This window comes from Devosia sp. LjRoot3 (assembly GCF_964252865.1).
GTDB lineage: Bacteria > Pseudomonadota > Alphaproteobacteria > Rhizobiales > Devosiaceae > Devosia.
The window spans coordinates 395,508-415,443 of sequence record NZ_CAXUPK020000004.1 but is presented as its reverse complement, the minus strand read 5'-3'; the positions used below and the strand labels follow the sequence as shown (position 1 = coordinate 415,443).

Sequence of the window (19,936 nt, the reverse complement as noted above, 5' to 3'; positions counted from 1 at the left end):
CGCTGCCAGACCTTTGATGTTAGATATTGCGCGAATGAAAGGCAGCAGTTCCCGACATGACCCTGCCCGTGGCACAGTCTGAAGCGCGGCGCCGTCGGCGCATCCAGCTTCCCAGCCGAGTCACTTTGGCCAATGGCATTGCCTTGGTCGAAGGACTGGCCGCCACGATTCTGAGTCTTATCCTCGCCGTCGTGCATCCGCCCTGGCTGGTCATCGGCGTTGCCGTGACCACGGGTCTTGTCTATGGCGCGCTGTCGAGCCAGGCCGCTCAGAAATTCCTTCCGCTTGCCGACCTGCGCCAGCCCTTCGCCCTGCACGCGGCATTCAGCTGGGTTCCGACCGCGGCGCTTGCTCTTTTGGTCGCGCTTGCGACATCGCGTTGGAGCCTGTCATGGGGGCGCACTTTTGGTGCTTGGCTGGTTGTTTCGCCCATTGTGCTCGTTGCCCTTCGCGTCACAATCTATCGCCAACTTGCCAAGATGCTGGCGCGCGGCCAGTTGCAAGTCGAACGGTTCGGCCTGATTGGCGACGCGGACTCGATCGCGCGCCTCAGGGCAGACCCCCACATCTGGCAACAGGGCGGTCAAATCGTGACCAGCCTGACGCTGCCCGAAGGGCTATCGTCCGCTTTGCCCGGCCCCGACATAATCGCCGACTTTGCCAGAAGCTGCGTCGAGAAGAACTGCCAGCACGTGCTTCTCATCGGCGATCTTGAGAGTATCGAGGCCCTGAGCAATCTGGTCGCGCCCTGCCGCCCCTATGCACTCAATGTACTGCTCTACCCCCGCAGCGTCGTGCAAAACGGCAAGATCAGCCTGGTCGACACCGTGCCCTTGGGCTCCGTGAATTCCTTGCGCCTGCTGAGCACCCCCCTGAACGACACCGGCCGCTTCCTCAAGCGAAGCTTTGACGTCGGGGCGGGTGCGTTGGCCCTGCTTCTCCTTTCGCCTCTCCTGGTCGCGGTGGCGCTTACCATCCGCCTCACCAGCCCCGGCCCCGCGCTGTTCCGTCAGGAGCGTCGCGGTTTTAATGGCCGGAATTTCTACATCCTGAAATTCCGCTCCATGCGGGTGATGGAGAACGGCCGCAACATGCGCCAGGCCCAGGTCAATGATCCCCGTATCACGCCGATCGGCCGTTTCATCCGCCGTACCAGCATCGACGAATTGCCCCAGCTCATTAATGTGCTGCGCGGCGAGATGAGCCTTGTCGGGCCGCGGCCCCACGCCGTTTCGCATGACGACGAATTGTCGGGAAAATTCGAGCTTTACGCGCAGCGCCAGCGCATCAAGCCCGGCATTACCGGCTGGGCCCAGGTCAATGGCCATCGCGGCGATACGTCCACCCAGGACAAGATCGAAGCGCGCACCTTGCATGATCTCTACTATGCGGAAAACTGGTCGGTCCTGCTCGATTTCTGGATCGTGCTCCTGACCATTTTCTCCCCGCGCACGCGGCAGAACGCCCACTGATCGAGAGGTCACACTTGCATTTTGCAGGTGGATTTGGGGAATATTAACCACGTTGCGTCATCGTCTTTTCGAACGGAAATGGCGATGACCAACAAAATCATGCAGCAGGCTACGCCCCTGATTGAAGGGGGCAAGTTCCTCGTGGCGCTGGCGCCGCGCCTGCCGCGCATGGCTGGTGCGACGGCCGTGGTCATGTTCATCGCCTTCGCCGCCATTCAGTTCACTCCGCAGACGTTTGAGGCGAGCCTCGCATTGCGTGTGCCGGCCGGCAGCGAGCCGGCCCTTGAAGCGGCAAAACTGACCGACCAACAGCATCTGGGCGACGTCGTTTCCCGGCTGACGCCCGACATCGTCGCCGAACTGCGCGGCGATGGCAGCGGGGTACTCGACACGACGGCCTTGCTGAGCAAGCGCCTGACGCTCAGGCCGGATGCCAGCGGCACCAATCTTGAACTTTCGGCCAAAGCTGGAACGCCGGCACGGGCAAAGGCCATCGTCGCCGCGATCGCGGAAGGCTATGTGACGCTGGCGGGATTACCGCCCACACTGGACGCCCAGCCGGAAGAAATGGCATCTGCCGTGCCGGAAGCCATTCCGCCCGGTGTTCCCGGCAATGACGACCAGACCCAGTTGCTGCAGAAAAAGCTGAGCCTGGCCTGGGAAGACCGGATCAGGCTTGAAAGCCGCGCGCAGCGCATCCAGTCCCTTGTTGCCGATGGCAATTACGCCATGCTGGCGCTCGATGCCGAGAACCTGCCCAGCCTTGGCCGGCAGATCGACGAACTGGCAATGCTCGAAGTCGAACGCGACAAACTGGCGGTCGATCTCCTGCCCAATCACCCGCGCATGCGCGTGCTGCTCGAAGAGATCGATCAGCTTTCCGCCGCCCGCGATGAGGGCATGCAGCAGCTGGCCAGCCTCGTCATCGCCGACCGCGATGCGGCGCGGCGCCTCGAAGACGGGCTGCGCGACGAGCTTATTGCCGCCACGACGCCAGTTGTGGCCGATGCCAGCGTGACGACCGGCGCCATTGGCGATCGGCCGGAACCCAAGGTAACCGCCCTTCCCCGTCCGGTCCGGACCGATCTGGTTCTCGCCCTTTCGGGCGGCCTCGCCTTTTTTGGCCAGATCGGTCTTTTTGCCTTTTTGCGCTCACGTCACCGGGCATCGGACGAGGTCGAAGAAGCCGAACTCGCTATCGAGCCGGAAGACAATCAGGCCTATGCGCCGGTCGATGAGCCGGAGTTCACCGACGCAAGCGCAGAAAATTGGCTCGATGCGCCGGACGCACCCGACGTCAACATGGAAGCGGACGAGCCTCCTGCACCGGATACCATCAGTCCGGTAGCTGAAGAGGAGACCGCCGTAGCCCCACCCCCGGCGACCGACAAAGGGTTGGACGATGTCCGTATCGTGGCCATTCGCTGCCGGGGCGATATAGGCGCTGCGGCGCGCCGGCTGCTCGGTCAATATGAGCGGCAAGGCAAGCGCGTGGTTCTCGTGGATGCCGCCAGCCGCCACCGCGGACGCGCGGCTGGTATCAGCGATCTCTCGCAAGGTCTTGCGTCCTTTGCGGACATTATCCACGGCAGCGGGTCGCACGAAGCCGCTCTCGTGCCCTGGGGCCGCCAGGCACAGCTCGATCCCGGTGCCAAATCCGTCCGCGTTCTCATTCAGGCGCTGGCCGAACTCTATGACGTGGTCATCCTGACGCTCGACAGCGAAAACCTGATCGCGTGCAAACCGCTGCTCGCTTTGGCGGATCTTGCCGTGGATGCGGCGGATATTCCCGGTCCGACCAGGGCTGCCGCCTAGCCGAACATCAGGTGCCTGATCTGCGTGTAGTCGAGCAGCGACTGCATGGAGAGGTCGGAGCCATAGCCGGAATTCTTCATGCCGCCATGCGGCATTTCCGTTGCCATGACGCCGTGGGTATTGAGCCAGGTGACGCCATATTCGAGCGCATCGGCCATGGCCAAAGCCTGTTCGGCATTGCGCGACCAGACCGAAGAGCCAAGGCCATATTCGGAAGCATTGGCCCAGTCGACGGCGGTCTGAATGGTGTCGAAGGGTGTGATGCTGACGACGGGACCAAAAACTTCCTTCTGCACGATCTCGGCCTCGATCGGGGCGGCGACGAGCGTCGGGGCGAAGAAGAAACCATCCTGGTTCGCGGCGCGGCCTTGCATGACGTCGGCGCCGCCGCTTTTGGCGCGATCGACAAACCCGGCCACCCTTTCGCGCTGCCGCGCGCTGATCACGGGACCGAATTCGACATCGTCGCGTTCGGGCTTTCCATAGACGAGCGAGGCAAGCATGGATTCCAGCCGGTCGGTCAGCGCCTGGGCAATGCTCTTGTCGGCAAAGATGCGGCAGGCGGCGGTGCAGTCCTGCCCGGCATTGTAAAAGCTGGCCTCGCGAAGAGTTTCGACCAGCTTGTCGAGATCGGCATCGGCGGCGACGATCACCGGCGCCTTGCCGCCGAGTTCAAGATGGGTGCGCTTGATCATCGGGCCGGCAGCGGCCTGCAGCACGGCACGGCCGGTGCGCACGTCGCCGGTCAGCGAGATCATCCGCACCAGATCGTGCGAGATCAGCTTTTGGCCGACATCGGGTCCATTGCCGCAGATGATGTTGATGACGCCGGGCGGCAGCACCTCGGCGAAGATCTTGCCGAGGGCAAGTAGGCTCAGCGGGGTCAGTTCCGAGGGTTTTATCACCACAGTATTCCCTGCCGCGATGGCCGGGGCGATTTTCCAGGCGGCCATGAGCAGCGGATAGTTCCAGGGCGCGATCTGTGCGATTACCCCGATGGGGTCGCGGCGCACGAGGCTCAGGCGATTAGACGAGCGGTAATTGCCCGCTGCGGGAGCCGGCATATTGCGCACCGCCGTCGCAAAGAAGCGGAAGACATCGACGACATTGCCGATCTCCCCGCCCCGCGCATAGCGCAGCGGCTTGCCGGCATTGCGCGATTCAATCGTGCCGAGCGTTTCGGCCGAGGCCTCGATCTTTTCCGCAATAGCCAGCAAGGCCGCGCTGCGTTCGCGCGGCGTGGTTTTGGACCAGACGGCGAAGGCCTTATGTGCCGCACGGACAGCGATATCAACCTGGTCAGGACTGGCCGAGGCGACTTCTGCAAGCTTGCTGCCCAGCGCTGGTTCGAAGACGGTTTCAATCGCGCCCTGACCGGCAACGAAATCGCCATTGATAAACAGACGCGTTTCGAAAGCGGTCATGCATTTTTCTCCAACTGAGCCGCCGGCAGATAATCGGCACGCGCCGCTTCGCCGAGATAATTCCAGAACGCCAGGTCATGCGCCCGTCCTTCGGGGCGCCATTCGGGGTGCCATTGCACGGCAAAGACCGGTGCCGTCGTGCCGGTCGCGGAAATGGCCTCGATCACCCCTTCGGGCCCGGTGGCATTGACCGCCAGCCCTTCGCCCAAGCGATCGATGGCCTGGTAATGGACGCTGTTGACCTCGAGGGCCTCGCTGCCCGAGAAGCGCTGCAGCATGCTGCCGGCCACCACATCGACTTTGTGACCATAGCCAAAAGTGTCGCCCAGATCCGCCTCGGCAGGCGCATGGTGTTTTTGCGCGAGATCGGCCGCCCGCAAATCGCGAAGGGTTCCGCCGAGGGCGACATTGATTTCCTGCAAGCCGCGGCAGATGCCGAAGACCGGTTTGCCGGCGTCGATAGCCGCGCGGATCAGCGCATGCCCAAAGAGATCGCGACCGTGGTCGGTCGGCGCCTGGGCCGGCGCCGAAGAACCATAGCGGACAGGCTCGATATTGGAACCGCTGCCGGTGAGCAGCAGGGCATCGAGCCGCCCGACGATTTCGGCCGCATTGGCTTCGGCCTGGTTGGTCGGGATGATGACGGGAACCGAGTTGGCGAGCCGCTCGACACCTTCGAGATAGCGATGCTTGACCGCCTGGGCGGGCTCGCCCTCGACCTGACGCTCGCAGGCGATGACGCCGATAAGAGGCCGTTGCTGCATGATTTTCTTTCAACCCCGGCGAAAATGCCTTGCTGCCTTCCCCTCGGGTGAAGGCTCCTGCTAGGGTAACGCTGGAACGCACCAAAAGTCGACGGACGAGGCATGAGCATCGAAGCGACAGTGAATACCGACATCGTAAGTTGGCTCGAACAGAACCCGCAGATCGAAGTGCTGCACACGGCTGTGTGCGACCTTAACGGCATCATGCGGGGCAAGCGCATCCCCATCGACCAGGCCCGACGGATCGGCGAAAATGGCATCCGCATGCCGTTGTCCATCGTCGGGGTGGACGTGTGGGGCGAGGATATCGTGGGCAATCCCATGGTCTATTCGAGCGGCGACGTCGACGGCATCTGTAGCCCGACCGGCCGCGGCGCCCTGCCGATCAACTGGACGACGCGCCCGAGCGCCATGATCCCGCTCTGGCTGTTCCAGGACACGCGTACCCCTTTCCTCGGCGATCCGCGTCAGGCGCTCGCCCATGTGCTGCGGCGCTATTCCGAGATCGGCCTCAAGCCGGTGGTTGCTACCGAGCTTGAATTCTATCTCGTCGATCCCGACGCCGATTCAGCCACACCGCCGATTTCGCCGTATACGGGAAAACGTCTCGATTCCGACGCCATTCTCTCGCTCGACGAGCTGGAGGATTTTGGCGAGTTTTTCCGCGACGTTTATCTGCAATGCGAGCAGCAGAACGTGCCGGCCGATACGGCCGTGGCCGAAAACGGCGTCGGCCAGTTCGAGATCAATCTGCTGCACACCGACGGATTGAAGGCCGCCGATGACGCGGTGCTGTTCAAACGCATCGTCAAGGGCGTGGCGCGCAAGCACAAACTCGTCGCGACCTTTATGGCAAAACCCTATGGCATGCGTTCGGGCAATGGCTTTCACGTGCATTTCAGCCTCAATGACGCGGCGGGCAACAACGTTTTCGATGACGGCACCGAGACCGGTTCGGACGTGATGCTGCATGCCGTTGGCGGGCTCCTGGCCGGCATGGCGGAATCAACGCTCCTCTTTGCGCCGCATTTCAATTCCTATCGGCGCCTGCGGCCTGACACACATGCGCCGAGCGCGATTTCCTGGGGCTATGAGAACCGCACCACGGCCCTGCGCATCCCCGGCGGCAATCCCAAGGCGCGCCGCATCGAGCATCGCGTTGCCGGGGCCGATGCCAATCCCTATCTCGTGCTCGCCGGCATTTTGGGCGCGGCCCTCGTCGGTATCGAGGATAGCCTCAAACCGCCAAAACCTTTCAAGGGTCGCGCCTATTCCGAGCGCCTGCCGAAACTGCCGGCCGACTGGGCCTCGGCGGTCAACGCCTTTGAAGACGGCGACATGATCCCGCGCATTTTCGATACGACGCTGCATTCCATGTTCGTCGCCTGCAAACGGCAGGAGATCGCCGGCTTTGCCTCGCAGGTGACCGATCTCGAATTCTCGGCCTATCTCGAGGTGGTGTGATGGCCGAAGTTCCGAATGCCAATTCGCCCTATCCGCCGAGCTATTATGCAGCTTCGCGCAACATCATCCGTGAGACAAAGAAACTCGAAGGCGAGGTGACCGCCGATATCGTCGTCGTCGGCGCCGGTTATTCGGGCATGTCGACGGCCATTCACCTGGCCGAGAGCGGATTGAAGGTCGTCGTCGTTGAAGCCGCCGAAGTCGGCTGGGGCGCGTCGGGGCGCAATGGCGGGCAGGTGGTCAACGGGCTCAATGCCAGCCTTGCCACCATCGGCAAGCGCTATGGCGAAAAGACAGCCAATTTTGTCGGCGGTCTCGTGCAGGAAGGCGCCGGGATCATCTATGACTGGGTGGCGCGCTACGGCATCGAGTGCGACCTCAAGCGCGGCAATATCTATGCTGCCTATACAGAACAGCACATGCGCGATCTCGAGGCCAAGAAGGCCCTATGGCAGAGCCATGGCATGGACGATCACGAACTGCTCGACCGCGAGGCGGTCCGCAAGCATATCGGCTCGGACGTCTATGCCGGCGGCATGATCGATCATTCCGGCGCGCATATGCATCCGCTCAACCTTGTGCTCGGCGAAGCCAAGGCATTTGAGGGGCTGGGCGGGGTCATTTATGAGCATTCCCCGGTGACCAAGGTCAGCCAGAGCGCGGACAGCGCCGTGGTGGAGACCGCCGCTGGCCGGGTGACGGCCAAGACCGCCGTCGTCTGCGGCAATGCGTATCTGGGCAATGTCGTGCCCCAGCTCACCGCCCGCGTCATGCCGGTTTCGACCCAGATGATGGCGACAGCCCCGCTCGGCAGGGAACGCGCCGAGGCACTGCTCCCCACCGGCATGTGCGTCGAAGACGTGCGCTACATTCTCGATTATTTCCGCATCAGCGCCGACTATCGCCTGATCTTTGGCGGCGGCGTCGTCTATGGCGGCACCGACCCGGCGGACGTGGTGGCAAAGCTGCGGCCGAACATGGAAAAGGTATTTCCCCAGCTCAAGGGAGAGCGCGTGGACTTCGCCTGGAGCGGCAATTTCGCGCTCTCGTTCTCACGCGTGCCGCAGATGGGGCGCCTGGGCAATCGCATCTATTTCGCCCATGGCTATTCGGGCCATGGCGTCACCGGCTCGCACCTTTTCGGGCGCATTCTCTCCGAAGCCATCAAGGGCGATTTCACCCGCTTCGCCGTCTTTGCCGACTTGCCCTGGATTCCGTTCCCCGGCGGGCGCCTGTTCCGCGCGCAATATTCGACGATCGGCTCGTGGTGGTACGAGTTCAAGGACCGGTTTGGGCTCTAGGGGGAGGCTGAAGTCTCGGTCTTTTCCGGCCGCTGGGGCACGCCGGCATTACCCTCGACGCGATCGCGGAACAAGGTGGCGCGCGCCAAGAGCATCAGTGTCACCGGCGTCGTCAGCGTCACGAAGAGGAAGATGACCAGCTCGTGCACCACCAGCCGCTCGCGCGTCACGGTGAAATAGATGGCGGAGGCGAGAAGGATCAGCCCGCCCCCCATGCTGGTGCCCATGGTTGGGCCGTGGATGCGCAGGTAAAAGCTCTTGAGGCGAATGAGGCCGAAGCAGCCGGCCATGGTCAGCAAGGCGCCGAGCACCACGAATGCCGAGACGAGGATCGAGAGCCAGAGCGGCAGATCTGATATCATTCGATCACCTCGCCGCGCATGAGGAACTTTGCCAGCGCCACGGTGCCGACAAAACCCAAGAGGCCCATGAGCATGGCCAATTCGAAATAGACCTGCGAATTGGTGCGAATACCAAGCGTGATCAGCAGCAAGAGCGCGACGACATAGAGCGCGTCGAGGGCGAGGATACGATCCTGCGCGCGGGGGCCGACGACCATGCGGTAGAGCGTTGCCAGCATGCCCAAGCCGAGCATGATCTGGGCTGCCAGCAGGCTCCATTCGAGGATGGCTACGCTCATGGGAAAATCTCCAGCAACAGGGCCTCGTAGCGCTTCTTGACCGTGGCCACCCAGGCGTCTTCGTCAACGAGATCGAAGACATGGATGAGAACGGTGCTGCGCTCGCGGTCATATTCGAGCCAGGCGCTGCCCGGCGTCGCGGTCAGGATCACGGCAAGAATGGCCAAAGCGAAGGGATTTTTGAGGGTCAGGTCCATCTCGATGAACCCGGCCGTCGGGTTGGGGCGCGGATGGAACAGCACCGACATGACCGCCAGGTTCGAGCGTATGATGTCGAGCCCGGCGACGACGATGAGTTGGATGAATTTCAGCGGTCGCCGAATGGTGATGCGTTCCGGGATGATGGCACTCGCGGCCATGGAGACGGCAATGGCGATCACGCCACCGAAGAGGATGTGTCCCAGGCCCGCCGATTGCTGCAGGACCAGCCAGAGAACGAGCAGGAAACCGGCCAGGACCGGATGCGGCAGGAGACGTCTCATGGCGTGTCTTCCTGGGGCAGGACCAGATCGATATAGTTTTGGGGCGCGTGGATGAACGCGGCCGTATCGGCAAAGTAGCTCAGCGCCGGACCAGCGAACACCGCCATCAGCACGCATAACGCCAGCAGCACCATGATCGGACCGATCTCGAGCGGGCGCAGCGCCAGGCCCCCATCATCGGGCAGCGAGGTCCAGAAGATGTTGATGCCGTTGCGTACCATGGCGATAAGCACGAAAAGGCCGGAGACGATCAGCGCCCCGGTGATCCACCATGTGGCGGCCGTCGGTGCATTGTCCGCACCAAAGGCCGCGGACAGCATGGCGAATTTCGAGAGGAAACCCGAGAGCGGTGGGAGGCCGGCCATGACCAGGGCGGCAATGGCGAAGCACCAGCTCAAAAGGGTCGCAGCAGCCGGAAAACTGCGGCTGACTTCCTGGTCCTCGTCGAGCACCTCTTCCTCGTCGCCATAGAATTCGAGCGACACGGCAAGGATCTGCGCTTCGGCCGGAAGGACCTGGTCGATGACATCCTTGAGGAGGAAGAGCGCTCCTGCCGCGAGGGTTGCGACGACAACATAGTAGAGCGCGCCGGTGGTGACCCCTGGCACGTTGTAGGCCACCGCGAGGAGCAGCGTGCCGGCCGAAACGAGGATCAGATAGCTCGCCAGCCGGTCAAGGGCCTTGCTCGAGAGGGCACCGACGCTGCCATAGGCGACCGTCGCAATGCCGAGAACGAAGAGCACGTTCTGCCCGAAGGCCAGTTCCGGGCCGGTCTGATTGGCAAAGACGAGGGTCCAGAGGCGCAGGATGGCGTAAAAGCCGACCTTGGTCATGACCGCAAAGAGTGCGGCCACCGGCGGTGCGGCCGAGGAATAGGTATTGGGCAGCCAAAAGTGCAGCGGCCAGGAGCCAGCCTTGATCAGGAAGGCAATGCCGAGGACGGCAACGCCGGCTTCGAAGAGACCGAGATCATCCGCAGCGATATGCGGCACGGCGCGGGCAATGTCGGCCATGTTGAGCGTGCCGGTGGTGCCATAGATCAGCGCCACGCCGATCAGGAACAGGAAGGACGCAACGAGGTTGATGACGATGTAGTGCATCGCCGCGCGCACGCGATTGCGTCCACCGCCATGCAACGCCAGGCCATAGGACGCGGCCAAAAGCAGCTCGAAGAAGACGAACAGATTGAAAAGGTCGCCGGTGAGGAAGGCGCCGTTGAGCCCCATGACCAGCGCATGGAAGAGGGGGAAGAAATTGGTACCGCGGCTGTGCCAGCGGGCCGAGGCGAAGATGAGCGCGGCCAGCGACAGGATGGAGGTGGTGAGAACCATCACCGCGGCCAATCGATCGGCGACGAGGACAATACCGAAAGGCACTGGCCAATTGCCCAGCGGATAGACCGCCGCGGCGGCTGTGCTCGATTGGGCGAGGACCGTCAGCAACAGGATCGAGACCAGCAGCAGGAGCACGCTGAACCCGATATTGATGCCGATGATGCGGCGATTGCTGCGTCCGTCGCCCACGAGCAGATTGAAAACCATCGCCGCCATGGGAATGAGGATCGGCAGGATGGCGATGTGGTTCATGCCAGTCATCTCAATCCCCCTTTCCATCGACATGGTCGGAGCCGCTGAGGCCGCGGGCGGCGAGCAGCACGACAAGGAACAGGGCCGTCATGGCAAAGCCGATGACGATGGCGGTGAGAACCAGCGCCTGCGGCACCGGATCGGCATAGTCGGCGATATTGGCATCGGCGCCGGAGAGGATCGGCGCCGCATCCATGCGCAACCGCCCCATCGAGAGAATGAAGAGATTGACGGCATACGAGACCAGCGACAGGCCGATGATCACCTGGAAGGTACGCGGACGCAGCAGCAGGTAGACGCCGGAGGCGGAGAGAACGCCGATGGCGAGGGCGAGGGTCAGTTCCATTTGTCTGCTCCCACGCGCTGCTTGGGCTTATTGGAGCCCGCGACTTTTGGTCGACGAATGGATTGGTGCGCCAGGGCGATCAGCATCAGCACGGTCGCGCCGACGACGAGGGCGAAGACGCCGAGATCGAAGATCAGGGCGGTCGCCATCGGCACCTTGCCGATCAGCGGAATGTCGGCATAGGCGAAGGCCGAGGTGAGGAAGGGCGCACCGAGCACCATCGCCCCGAGCCCGGTGAGGAGGGCGAGGAGAAGCCCCCAGCCGATCCAGAGCAGCGGCAGGATGCGCAGGCGTTCTTCCACCCAGCGGGTACCACCGGCGAGATATTGCAGAATAAAGGCCAGCGACATGATGATGCCGGCAATGAAGCCGCCACCCGGCAGGTCGTGGCCGCGCATCAGCATATAGATGGCGACGACGACGACGACCGGGAACATCCAGTTCATGATCAGCGCCGGAATGCGCAGGAAGTCGTCGGCGACGTTATCGCCGGAACCGGGCGCATAATCGTCGAGCACGCGCTGTTGCTCGGGCCGCTCGACGCTGTCGGAGGCCGGGCGGAAGCGGCGCAGGAGGCCGAAAACGGTCAGCGCGACGACGCCGAGAACCGTGATTTCGCCCATGGTGTCGAAACCACGGAAGTCGACCAGCATGACATTGACGACATTGGTGCCGCCGCCTTCCTTGTAGGCATTGGCAAGGAAGAAGTCGGAAATGCCTTCAGGCGCCGAGCGCGTCATGATGGCGTAGCTCGCAAGCGCCGTGGCGAGGCCGACCAGCCCGGCGAGGCTCACGTCGCGATAGCGGCGCAGCCGTGCGACCAGCGGCGTGCCCTCGGGCACGGGGCTGCGCTTGGGCAGCCAGCGCAGGCCAAGGAGGATCAGAACGGTCGTGGCGATTTCGGCGAGGAGCTGGGTCAGCGCCAGGTCGGGGGCGGAGAACCAGGCAAAGGTGAGACAGGTCGCAAGGCCGGCGCCGCCCATGAGGATCATGGAGGCGAGGCGATGGAACTTTGCCTGCTGCGCCGCCGCAACGGCGCTGATGCCGCCGAGGAGCCAGACGAGCCCGAGAACCGGATCAAAACTGTCGGGCAGCGGCAGATTGCCCATGCGCGTCCAGCCCGCGGCAATGCCGGCCGCCAGGGCCAGGAAGATGACGACGAAAATCTGCGGTTGCAGGCGTTGCGTGCCGAAGGCACCGACAAGATGGCGGGCCCAGCGATTGGTGGCGGTGACGAGGAGGCGCTCGAAGACGCGCTGGCCGACAAGACCGCGCGTTAAAGGCACGCCGTCGACATTCAACAGGCGCCGGTAATAGGGCACATAGATGACGGCCCCGCCGACCATGGCGATGATGCTCATGATCAGGGGCAGATTAAAGCCGTGCCAGACCGAAAGGCTGTAATAGGGCGTTTCGGCGCCCAGAACGGAATGCACGGCCGCGGCGAGATAGGGCCCGATGGTGATGCCGGGAATGATGCCGACCGCGAGGCAGATCAGCACCAGGATTTCGATGGGCCGGCGCATCAGCGCCGGGGGCTCGTGCGGCACTTTTTCAAGCTCGGTCGGCGGCGGGCCGAAGAAGACGCCGTGCACGAATTTTATCGAATAGGCGACGCTGAGCATGCCGGCGAGCGTGGCGCCAATCGGCAGGGAGAGATTGACGAAGACGTTGGGATCGAACTCGGCCGTCTCGGTGAAGAACATTTCCTTGGAGAGGAAACCATTGAGCAGCGGCACGCCGGCCATGGCGGCGCTGGCGATGATGGCGAGGGTCGCCGTGAACGGCATGTATTTCCTGAGACCACTGAGCTTGCGCACGTCGCGCGTGCCGGTTTCATGGTCGATGATGCCCACCGCCATGAAGAGCGACGCCTTGAAGGTGGCGTGATTGGCGATGTGGAAGATGGCGGCGACGGCCGCGAGGGGCGTGCCCATCCCTAAAAGCGTGGTGATGAGCCCGAGATGGGAAATGGTCGAATAAGCGAGCAGGCCCTTGAGATCGCGCTGGAACAGCGCGGTATAGGCCCCGAAGATGAGCGTCGCGAGCCCCGTATAGGTGACGATCCAGAACCAGAGCTGGTGATCATGCATGACCGGCCAGAAGCGGGTGAGGATGAAGACGCCGGCCTTCACCATGGTCGCTGAATGCAGGTATGCCGAAACCGGGGTCGGCGCGGTCATGGCATTGGGCAGCCAGAACTGGAAAGGGAACTGCGCCGACTTGGTGAAAGCACCGAGCAGGAACAGGATCAGCGCCACCGGATAGAGCGGGCTTTCAACGATCAGCGAGCCCGAGGCGAGGACGTCGTCGAGCTCATAGCTGCCCACGATGCGGCCGATGATCAGCATGGACACGAAGAGTGCGAGACCACCGGTGCCGGTGATGATGAGCGCCATGCGCGCGCCGTCGCGCGCATCGCCGCGGTGATACCAGTAGCCGATGAGGAGGAACGAGACGAGGCTGGTCAGTTCCCAGAAAATGGCAAGCTGGATGATATTGCCCGACATGACGAGGCCGAGCATGGCGCCCATGAAGGCCAGCAGCAGCGCATGGAAGCGCGCGATCGGGTCTTTTGGGGACATGTAGTAGCGCGCATAGAGCACGACCAGAAAGCCGATGCAGGTGATGAGCACGGCAAAGAGCCAGGCGAGGCCATCGAGGCGCAGGGTCAGGTTGAGCCCGAGCTGGGGCACCCATTCGATGCGGCTGATCAGCACTTCGTCATTGGCAATGGAAGGAAAGAGCGCGAGGGACAACAGACTGAGAATGGCCGCAACGACCGCCGTCACCCAGGCCGCGCCCCGGTATTTTTCACCCGGAGCAGCCAATACAAACACGCTTGCCAGAAATGGCAGAATGCAGAGAAGGGGAAGGGCGAAGTCGGTCGGTATTGAAGGCAGGGGGCCAGTCCTCAGGCTCGAATCTATTGCCAAGGTATAGGGATGCTCACGCCTCCTGAGAAGACCACTTTGGGCTTAACTTGCACGCTGATGTCGTCACATGAAATTCATAGTCCCGCGGCGGGCAGAAATTCTGCCCGCTTCAGGTCAATTTGGCGCGGATGCGACGGGATATCGCATCGATAATCGAAACGGTGACGAGGATCAGCAGGATGATGAAAGCGGCTTCCTGCCAGTTGTTGATGCGCATGCGATCGGACAGTTGCAGGCCAATGCCCCCTGCCCCGACAATGCCGAGAATGGTGGCCGAACGCACATTGGATTCGAAGAAATAGAGCACGTGGCTCATCATCACCGGAAAGACCTGCGGAAAGACACCGAGCCGCATGACATGAAGGCCGGAGCCACCTGAGGCGCGCACGCCGTCTACCGGCTTCTTGTCGACATTTTCGATGGCCTCGGCAAAGAGTTTTCCCAAAACCATGACGTCGCCGACGGCGATGGCGAGGACACCGGCAAAGGGGCCAAGACCGACGGCCGAGACGAAGATCAGCGCCCAGACGAGGCCATCAATGCCGCGGAACGCGTCGAAGAAGCGGCGGAGACTGAAGTGGAACAACCAGTTCGGCACGATGTTCTTGGCGCCGAGGAACCCGAGCGGCACGGCCAGCACGGCGGCAATGACGGTGCCAAGAAAAGCCATGGCGAGCGTTTCGAGCATGGCGCGCAGATAGTCCAGCAATCCGTCGCCGGGCCAGGGCGGGATCATCAGGACGACCAGCATGCCGAGCTTGTTCAGCCCGTTGATGATCCGCATGGGCGAGGCGTCGATCCACCAGAGGCCGAAGGCGAAGACGGCGAGGAAGGTGATCCACAGGCCCCAATCGCGAACGCGCTCCACGAGCGGCCGGTTAAAGATCTCGGGATTGGAGCGGCGGAGACGGGAAATGTCGGCGTGCTGAGCGGTGTTCATGGCTTAGGCACTCGCTGCAAGATCGTGGCCGATAAGGCGATGGCGAATGGTTTCGCAGATGATGTCGATCACCGATGTGGTCAGGATCAAAAGCAGCATGATGGCCGAGATGTCGGTATATTCGAACTGGCGGATGGCGACATAGAGGTCTTCGCCAATGCCGCCGGCGCCGACGAGGCCGAGAGCCGAGGCGCCGCGCACGTTGATTTCGAGACGCAGCAGCAGGTAGCTGGCATAATTGGGCAGGGCCTGCGGCACGACGCCCAGACGCATGATCATCGGCCAATTGCCGCCCGAAGCGCGTACGCCTTCGATGGGACGCGGATCGACGTTTTCATTGACCTCGGCAAAGAGCTTTCCAAGCGAGCCGGCCGTGTGCACCGCAATGGCCAAAACGCCGGCAAAGGGACCAAGACCGAAGGCGAAGACAAAGATCAGCGCAAAGACCAGTTCGGGCACGGTCCGGCAGAATTCGAGGGTGCGGCGCGCGGCAAAATAGATGCCGGTATTTTCAACGAGGTTCCGCGAGGCCGGGAAACAGAGCGCCAGCGCGAGGACGCCGCCAAGAACGGTGCCAACAAAGCCCATGAGAATGGTCTCGACGAGCAGCCGCAGCCAGAAACGCAGACCCCAATACCATTCGGCAAGATCGCCCCAGAGATTTTCCAACGTCAGCTTCGGCAGCGTACCAGCTATGTAGTTCCAGGCCATGGGCAGGCCTTTTATGAGGCCCGGAATGCTGAAATCACTGACGGCAATAGAGCCAATGAGCGCGGCGAGGAACAGCGCGCCGTAAAACAGGGTCCAGTTGCGGCGGGTGAACTGCTGCTGGCGATAGCGCCCTTCGAACGAGAGGAGACGCTCCTCCCGCGTCGTCGATGACAGAAGGCCATTGGTGGGGGTCAAAGTGGACACGGGGGCCCTCCCAAATGAAAAAGACCGGCGCACGGGATGCGCGCCGGTCAGTTGGAAAGCGATCAATTGCCGTTCTTGCGGCGCTGTTCAGCGTTGAACTCGGTGATGGCGACAACGTCGAGATAGTCTTCGTGCTTGGCTTCGACATAGCCGCTCGAGGTGCCATTGCTGTAGGTTGCAAAGCCTTCCGGGTCCTTTTCCGGGAAGGCCATCAGAGCGGCCTTGAACTCGTCCTGCAGTTCCTGGGGGAGCGTCGTATTGATCATCACCGGGGTGTTGGGGATGACGGGCGAAGTCCAGATGATGCGGGTCGAACCGGGCTGGATCAGGCCCTTCTTTTCCATGGTCTGGATATTGCCCGCCGTCTCGTTGCGCCAGTGGGTGGCGACAGCTTCAAAAGTGCCGTTGACCAGCGCCATGACGCTCTGCTCGTGGCCGCCGGAGAAGGCGACTTCGCTGAAATAGTCGTCGGCCGAGGTCTTGAGCTCGGTCGAGAGATAGTAGGAGGGGACGGCATAGCCCGAGGTCGAGTTCGGGTCGGCAAAGGCGAAGGACTTGCCCTTGATGTCTTCAAGAGTCTGGTAGGGGCTATCGGCGCGTACGGCGATGACGGAGTAGTAGCCGAGGTTGCCATCCTGATCGAGCGTCACGGCAACGGGCGCAATTTCGTCGCCCATGACCTTGCGGGCCAGGGCATAGGCGGCCGGGCCGACCGACGCGATCTGCACGTGACCGGAACGCATGGCTTCGATGACGGCGGCATAGTCCGTGCCGCGGATCATTTTCACCGGCACGCCCAGCTCGCGGCTGAGATAGTCGGCATAGGGCTGGTTGCGAGCGATGGCATCGGTTTCGTTTTCGCCCGAGGAGATACCGATGGTCAGCTCGGGATATTCCGAGCGCCAGTCCTGCGCGAGGACCGGGGAAACGAGGGCGAGCGAAACCAGCGCAGCCGCAAGGCCGCGACGCGTCAAGGTGAGCATTGGTGAAACTCCGGGTTGGGAAAGAAAGGGGCTCTAGTGAGCCACCTCCATCTGTCGTCCTGCGGGACTGGTTCCAGCCATTGTGGAAGTCAGGTTTTCGTCCACGGCTGTTTCGGTATCGTCACCGTAGATCTCCTGAATCACGGAAGAGGTGAGCTGGCTCGGCGTGCCGTCGAAGACGACCCGGCCGTGCGCCATGCCCACGATGCGGTCGCAATAGGCGCGGGCGGCATCGAGCGTGTGGAGATTGGTGATGACGGTAATCTTGTCCTGGCGGTTGATGGTGCGCAGCGCATCCATCACCAGCCTTGCATTGCGCGGATCGAGCGAGGCGATCGGCTCGTCGGCAAGAATGAGGTTCGGCTTCTGCATCAGGGCGCGGGCAATGGCGACGCGCTGCTGCTGGCCGCCCGAGAGCGTATCGGCGCGCTGCAGCGCCTGGGACAAAAGGTCCAGCCGATCGAGCGCCATGGCGGCATTGGCCCGGTCTTCGGCTGGAAAGCGCTTGAGCATGATCGGCAGCGTCGCCGCGGTGCCGATGCGGCCGATCATGACATTGGTGAGCACGTCGAGACGGTTCACGAGGTTAAACTGCTGGAAGATCATGGCGCAGCGGGCACGCCAGGCCCGCAATGCCTTGCCTTCGAGAGCGCCGACATCGGTATCGCCAAAACTGATGCGACCCTCGCTGACGCCGGCGAGGCGGTTGATGAGACGGAGAAGGGTCGACTTGCCGGCGCCCGAGCGCCCGATAACGCCGACCATCTGGCCCGGGGCGAAGGAGAGCGACACATTGTTTACGGCAATCGTGTCGCCAAAAACCTTGGTGACCTTCTTCAGTTCCAGCATGACGCACCCTGCCGTGTTTCCAGCCATTTCACCGGTGCGGTGAAATTGGCCTCAACTCTTGCTCTATGCTTGGGACCCTAGCCCGTCTCAATGACACGATTAACTCATTCGAATGACTGTCTCGTGACGCGTGGAAACACCTGAAACTGCCAGCGTGCCGTCGGAATGGACGAAGCGGCCGCGCGAGAGCGTGGCGTGGACACGACCGACGCCGATATCGCTGGCAACAAGCAGATCGGCGCGGAGGCCGACGCGGATTTCGCCGCGATCTTCGAGGCCCAGCGCCCGCGCCGGATTGAGCGAGGTGAGTTTTGCCGCGCCCGGCAAGCCATTGGGATCGGTCTTGCCCAGCACCAGCACGGCCGGGAGCATGGCCGAGGGATGGTAGTCGGCGGCCAGGAGATCGAGCACGCCGGCTTCGTGCGCTTCGCGCGCCGAAAGATTGCCGGAATAGGACTGGCCGCGCAGCGCGTTCGGCGCGCCCATGGCATTGAGCATGCCGCGGCGATTGGCTTCCTTGGCGGCTTCCAGCGTGACCGGAAACTCGGAGATATTGGCCCCCAACGAATCCATCAGCTCCACTTTTTCGACCGTATCGTCATCGTGGCTGGCGACCGGCACACCGTGCAGGGCGCAATATTGGGTGATGGCGCGGAGGGTCACGGTCATGTCGCCAGCCGTTTCCTGACGCTCGCGAATGCGCACTTGCAATTGCTCAGCCGCCGCTTCGAGCGAAATGCCCTTGTTCTTGGAAATGTTGGCGGCCTGAAGGTCGAGATTGCGATACTGCCCCTGCCCCGGCGTGTGATCGCAGAGCGAGACGAGATCGACCGAGCCTTCGCCGACCAGTTCCTTCACCACTGACAGGGCGGCCGGAAAAGTCACTTCGAAGCGCGCATGCACGCGATGGTCGATGAGGAGGTTCGGCCGCGCCGCGACGACGGCACGGATCATTTCGCTCGTGAAATCATAGGAGCGCATATGGCCATAGGTCGAGCCCGGCGCAAAGGAGAGCGAGGCATAGGCCGTGGTGATGCCTGCAGTTGCGAGCTTCATGTCGAGATCGCGGAGGCCCATTTCCATCGGCATGCGCACGCCCGGCCGCGGCTCGATTTCGCGCTCGATCATGTCGCCATGCATGTCGATCATGCCCGGCATCAGAAGAAGGCCGCGGCCTTCCACGTCGGCATCGGCAACCGGCGTTTCGCTGATCTCGGCAATCACGCCGTCTTCGATTTTGACGGCACCGTTTTCGATGACGCGGTCGGCGAGGACGATACGGAAATTAGAGAGCCACATTTTCTTCTTCCTCGCTCTGGTCGGCAACGACACGAGTATTGAGATTGATTTCGCGGGTGATCAACTGAGCGACGTCGCCCGGATGATGGAACACGCCGATGATGGCGACGCCCTGCGCCTTCAAATCCGAGAGGCGGCGCACGAGCGCGGCGCGGGCGCCAACGTCGAGCGATGCCGTCGGTTCGTCCAGCAACAGCAGCTTTTGCGGCAGGATCAGCGCACGGGCGAGGTTCACCTTCTGCTGCTCGCCACCCGAAAAGGTCGAGGGATAGGCGCGCCAGAGTTCTGGACGCACGCCGAACTGGTCGAGCCAGTGCCGGGCTTGATCCAGCGCCTCGGCCTGCGATGTGCCAGCGAGAAGCAGCGGCTCGGCAACAATGTCCTGCGCCGCAACGCGGGGACGGGCATTGAGGAACTGGGTGACGAACCCGATTTCCTCGCGGCGGAGCAATGCGATATCGACATCGGCCGCATTGGCGAGGTCGATTTCGTCATGGCTGGACCGGTACCAGACATGGCCACCGACCGGCAGATAGCTGCGCCAGATGGTGCGCAGCAGCGTCGACTTGCCGGCGCCGTTGTGCCCGCGCAGCAGCAGGAATTCGCCTTCATGGAGGTCAAAGCTGACCCCCTCAAAAGCATGCAGCATGCTGTCGAGGTGATACATGCGAAAAGTCTTGGTCAGCTTCTCGACACGCAGGAGGGGAGTGGAAGTCATGA

The 19,936-nt window shown here is 62.5% G+C and carries 18 protein-coding genes; 4 read left to right on the top strand and 14 right to left on the bottom strand.

The genetic code is table 11. The annotated features are described in order from the left end of the window. The first annotated feature begins 56 nt into the window (after positions 1 to 56). Together ACSQ2A_RS16740 and ACSQ2A_RS16735 are read left to right on the top strand one after the other, a co-directional pair. Positions 57 to 1,472, top strand: a complete 1,416-nt coding sequence (locus ACSQ2A_RS16740) for an exopolysaccharide biosynthesis polyprenyl glycosylphosphotransferase (RefSeq protein ID WP_436073145.1) — start codon at positions 57 to 59, stop codon at positions 1,470 to 1,472. 84 nt (positions 1,473 to 1,556) lie between these two features. Then, on the top strand, positions 1,557 to 3,287 hold the full coding sequence (locus ACSQ2A_RS16735) for a hypothetical protein (protein WP_436073144.1): 1,731 nt from the start codon (positions 1,557 to 1,559) through the stop codon (positions 3,285 to 3,287). On the opposite strand, the gene ACSQ2A_RS16730 is transcribed toward ACSQ2A_RS16735, so the two are convergent. Both ACSQ2A_RS16730 and ACSQ2A_RS16725 read right to left on the bottom strand, forming a co-directional pair. Beyond that, positions 3,284 to 4,711: an aminobutyraldehyde dehydrogenase gene (locus tag ACSQ2A_RS16730; RefSeq protein WP_436073143.1), complete on the bottom strand. Its 1,428-nt coding sequence runs from the start codon at positions 4,709 to 4,711 to the stop codon at positions 3,284 to 3,286. The two genes, ACSQ2A_RS16735 and ACSQ2A_RS16730, sit on opposite strands and share 4 nt — an antisense overlap. Further along, positions 4,708 to 5,475: a gamma-glutamyl-gamma-aminobutyrate hydrolase family protein gene (locus tag ACSQ2A_RS16725; RefSeq protein ID WP_436073142.1), complete on the bottom strand. Its 768-nt coding sequence runs from the start codon at positions 5,473 to 5,475 to the stop codon at positions 4,708 to 4,710. Before ACSQ2A_RS16725 ends, ACSQ2A_RS16730 begins: the two co-directional genes overlap by 4 nt. A 102-nt stretch (positions 5,476 to 5,577) precedes the next feature. Between ACSQ2A_RS16725 and ACSQ2A_RS16720 the strand changes: the two genes are divergently transcribed. Together ACSQ2A_RS16720 and ACSQ2A_RS16715 are read left to right on the top strand one after the other, a co-directional pair. After that, positions 5,578 to 6,939 (top strand): glutamine synthetase family protein, encoded by a 1,362-nt coding sequence (locus tag ACSQ2A_RS16720; protein WP_295412786.1) that lies wholly within the window; start codon positions 5,578 to 5,580, stop codon positions 6,937 to 6,939. Next, positions 6,939 to 8,240, top strand: a complete 1,302-nt coding sequence (locus ACSQ2A_RS16715) for an NAD(P)/FAD-dependent oxidoreductase (RefSeq protein WP_295412789.1) — start codon at positions 6,939 to 6,941, stop codon at positions 8,238 to 8,240. The genes ACSQ2A_RS16720 and ACSQ2A_RS16715 overlap by 1 nt, the downstream gene beginning before the upstream one ends. Here the strand turns inward: ACSQ2A_RS16715 and mnhG are convergent. From mnhG to ACSQ2A_RS16655, 12 genes are all read right to left on the bottom strand, one after another. Further along, complete coding sequence (gene mnhG, locus ACSQ2A_RS16710) at positions 8,237 to 8,602, bottom strand: monovalent cation/H(+) antiporter subunit G (protein WP_436073141.1); 366 nt, start codon at positions 8,600 to 8,602, stop codon at positions 8,237 to 8,239. The two genes, ACSQ2A_RS16715 and mnhG, sit on opposite strands and share 4 nt — an antisense overlap. After that, positions 8,599 to 8,880 (bottom strand): K+/H+ antiporter subunit F, encoded by a 282-nt coding sequence (locus ACSQ2A_RS16705; protein ID WP_295412792.1) that lies wholly within the window; start codon positions 8,878 to 8,880, stop codon positions 8,599 to 8,601. The genes mnhG and ACSQ2A_RS16705 overlap by 4 nt, the downstream gene beginning before the upstream one ends. Then, entirely contained in the window at positions 8,877 to 9,362 is a 486-nt protein-coding gene (locus tag ACSQ2A_RS16700) for a Na+/H+ antiporter subunit E (RefSeq protein ID WP_295412795.1), read from the bottom strand. The genes ACSQ2A_RS16705 and ACSQ2A_RS16700 overlap by 4 nt, the downstream gene beginning before the upstream one ends. Next, positions 9,359 to 10,957, bottom strand: coding sequence for a monovalent cation/H+ antiporter subunit D (locus ACSQ2A_RS16695; protein WP_436073140.1), 1,599 nt, complete (start codon positions 10,955 to 10,957; stop codon positions 9,359 to 9,361). The genes ACSQ2A_RS16700 and ACSQ2A_RS16695 overlap by 4 nt, the downstream gene beginning before the upstream one ends. A 1-nt stretch (position 10,958) precedes the next feature. Beyond that, positions 10,959 to 11,294 (bottom strand): Na+/H+ antiporter subunit C, encoded by a 336-nt coding sequence (locus ACSQ2A_RS16690; RefSeq protein WP_436073139.1) that lies wholly within the window; start codon positions 11,292 to 11,294, stop codon positions 10,959 to 10,961. Further along, positions 11,285 to 14,188: a monovalent cation/H+ antiporter subunit A gene (locus ACSQ2A_RS16685; RefSeq protein WP_436073229.1), complete on the bottom strand. Its 2,904-nt coding sequence runs from the start codon at positions 14,186 to 14,188 to the stop codon at positions 11,285 to 11,287. The genes ACSQ2A_RS16690 and ACSQ2A_RS16685 overlap by 10 nt, the downstream gene beginning before the upstream one ends. Before the next feature lie 151 nt (positions 14,189 to 14,339). Then, complete coding sequence (gene phnE, locus ACSQ2A_RS16680) at positions 14,340 to 15,170, bottom strand: phosphonate ABC transporter, permease protein PhnE (protein ID WP_436073138.1); 831 nt, start codon at positions 15,168 to 15,170, stop codon at positions 14,340 to 14,342. Between the two features lie 3 nt (positions 15,171 to 15,173). Beyond that, a complete protein-coding gene (gene phnE / locus ACSQ2A_RS16675) occupies positions 15,174 to 16,085 on the bottom strand; it encodes a phosphonate ABC transporter, permease protein PhnE (RefSeq protein WP_436073137.1) in 912 nt (303 codons plus the stop codon). Between the two features lie 62 nt (positions 16,086 to 16,147). Continuing rightward, positions 16,148 to 17,068, bottom strand: coding sequence for a phosphonate ABC transporter substrate-binding protein (gene phnD / locus ACSQ2A_RS16670; protein ID WP_295412807.1), 921 nt, complete (start codon positions 17,066 to 17,068; stop codon positions 16,148 to 16,150). A 33-nt stretch (positions 17,069 to 17,101) separates the two neighbouring features. Beyond that, positions 17,102 to 17,917 carry a phosphonate ABC transporter ATP-binding protein gene (phnC, locus tag ACSQ2A_RS16665; protein ID WP_436073136.1) on the bottom strand — a complete coding sequence of 272 codons (816 nt, stop codon included), beginning with the start codon at positions 17,915 to 17,917 and terminating at the stop codon, positions 17,102 to 17,104. Positions 17,918 to 18,016: 99 nt separating this feature from the next. After that, complete coding sequence (locus ACSQ2A_RS16660; RefSeq protein ID WP_436073135.1) at positions 18,017 to 19,216, bottom strand: alpha-D-ribose 1-methylphosphonate 5-triphosphate diphosphatase; 1,200 nt, start codon at positions 19,214 to 19,216, stop codon at positions 18,017 to 18,019. After that, a complete protein-coding gene (locus ACSQ2A_RS16655; RefSeq protein WP_436073134.1) occupies positions 19,203 to 19,934 on the bottom strand; it encodes a phosphonate C-P lyase system protein PhnL in 732 nt (243 codons plus the stop codon). The genes ACSQ2A_RS16660 and ACSQ2A_RS16655 overlap by 14 nt, the downstream gene beginning before the upstream one ends. Positions 19,935 to 19,936 lie beyond the last annotated feature (2 nt).

What these genes read in the sequence shown, in the direction of transcription:
- ACSQ2A_RS16740 (WP_436073145.1), top strand. Translation starts at nt 57, where the DNA reads ATGACCCTGCCCGTGGCACAGTCTGAAGCGCGGCGCCGTCGGCGCATC.
- ACSQ2A_RS16735 (WP_436073144.1), top strand. Translation starts at nt 1,557, where the DNA reads ATGACCAACAAAATCATGCAGCAGGCTACGCCCCTGATTGAAGGGGGC.
- ACSQ2A_RS16730 (WP_436073143.1), bottom strand. Translation starts at nt 4,711, where the DNA reads ATGACCGCTTTCGAAACGCGTCTGTTTATCAATGGCGATTTCGTTGCC.
- ACSQ2A_RS16725 (WP_436073142.1), bottom strand. Translation starts at nt 5,475, where the DNA reads ATGCAGCAACGGCCTCTTATCGGCGTCATCGCCTGCGAGCGTCAGGTC.
- ACSQ2A_RS16720 (WP_295412786.1), top strand. Translation starts at nt 5,578, where the DNA reads ATGAGCATCGAAGCGACAGTGAATACCGACATCGTAAGTTGGCTCGAA.
- ACSQ2A_RS16715 (WP_295412789.1), top strand. Translation starts at nt 6,939, where the DNA reads ATGGCCGAAGTTCCGAATGCCAATTCGCCCTATCCGCCGAGCTATTAT.
- mnhG (WP_436073141.1), bottom strand. Translation starts at nt 8,602, where the DNA reads ATGATATCAGATCTGCCGCTCTGGCTCTCGATCCTCGTCTCGGCATTC.
- ACSQ2A_RS16705 (WP_295412792.1), bottom strand. Translation starts at nt 8,880, where the DNA reads ATGAGCGTAGCCATCCTCGAATGGAGCCTGCTGGCAGCCCAGATCATG.
- ACSQ2A_RS16700 (WP_295412795.1), bottom strand. Translation starts at nt 9,362, where the DNA reads ATGAGACGTCTCCTGCCGCATCCGGTCCTGGCCGGTTTCCTGCTCGTT.
- ACSQ2A_RS16695 (WP_436073140.1), bottom strand. Translation starts at nt 10,957, where the DNA reads ATGACTGGCATGAACCACATCGCCATCCTGCCGATCCTCATTCCCATG.
- ACSQ2A_RS16690 (WP_436073139.1), bottom strand. Translation starts at nt 11,294, where the DNA reads ATGGAACTGACCCTCGCCCTCGCCATCGGCGTTCTCTCCGCCTCCGGC.
- phnE (WP_436073138.1), bottom strand. Translation starts at nt 15,170, where the DNA reads ATGAACACCGCTCAGCACGCCGACATTTCCCGTCTCCGCCGCTCCAAT.
- phnD (WP_295412807.1), bottom strand. Translation starts at nt 17,068, where the DNA reads ATGCTCACCTTGACGCGTCGCGGCCTTGCGGCTGCGCTGGTTTCGCTC.
- phnC (WP_436073136.1), bottom strand. Translation starts at nt 17,917, where the DNA reads ATGCTGGAACTGAAGAAGGTCACCAAGGTTTTTGGCGACACGATTGCC.
- ACSQ2A_RS16660 (WP_436073135.1), bottom strand. Translation starts at nt 19,216, where the DNA reads ATGTGGCTCTCTAATTTCCGTATCGTCCTCGCCGACCGCGTCATCGAA.
- ACSQ2A_RS16655 (WP_436073134.1), bottom strand. Translation starts at nt 19,934, where the DNA reads ATGACTTCCACTCCCCTCCTGCGTGTCGAGAAGCTGACCAAGACTTTT.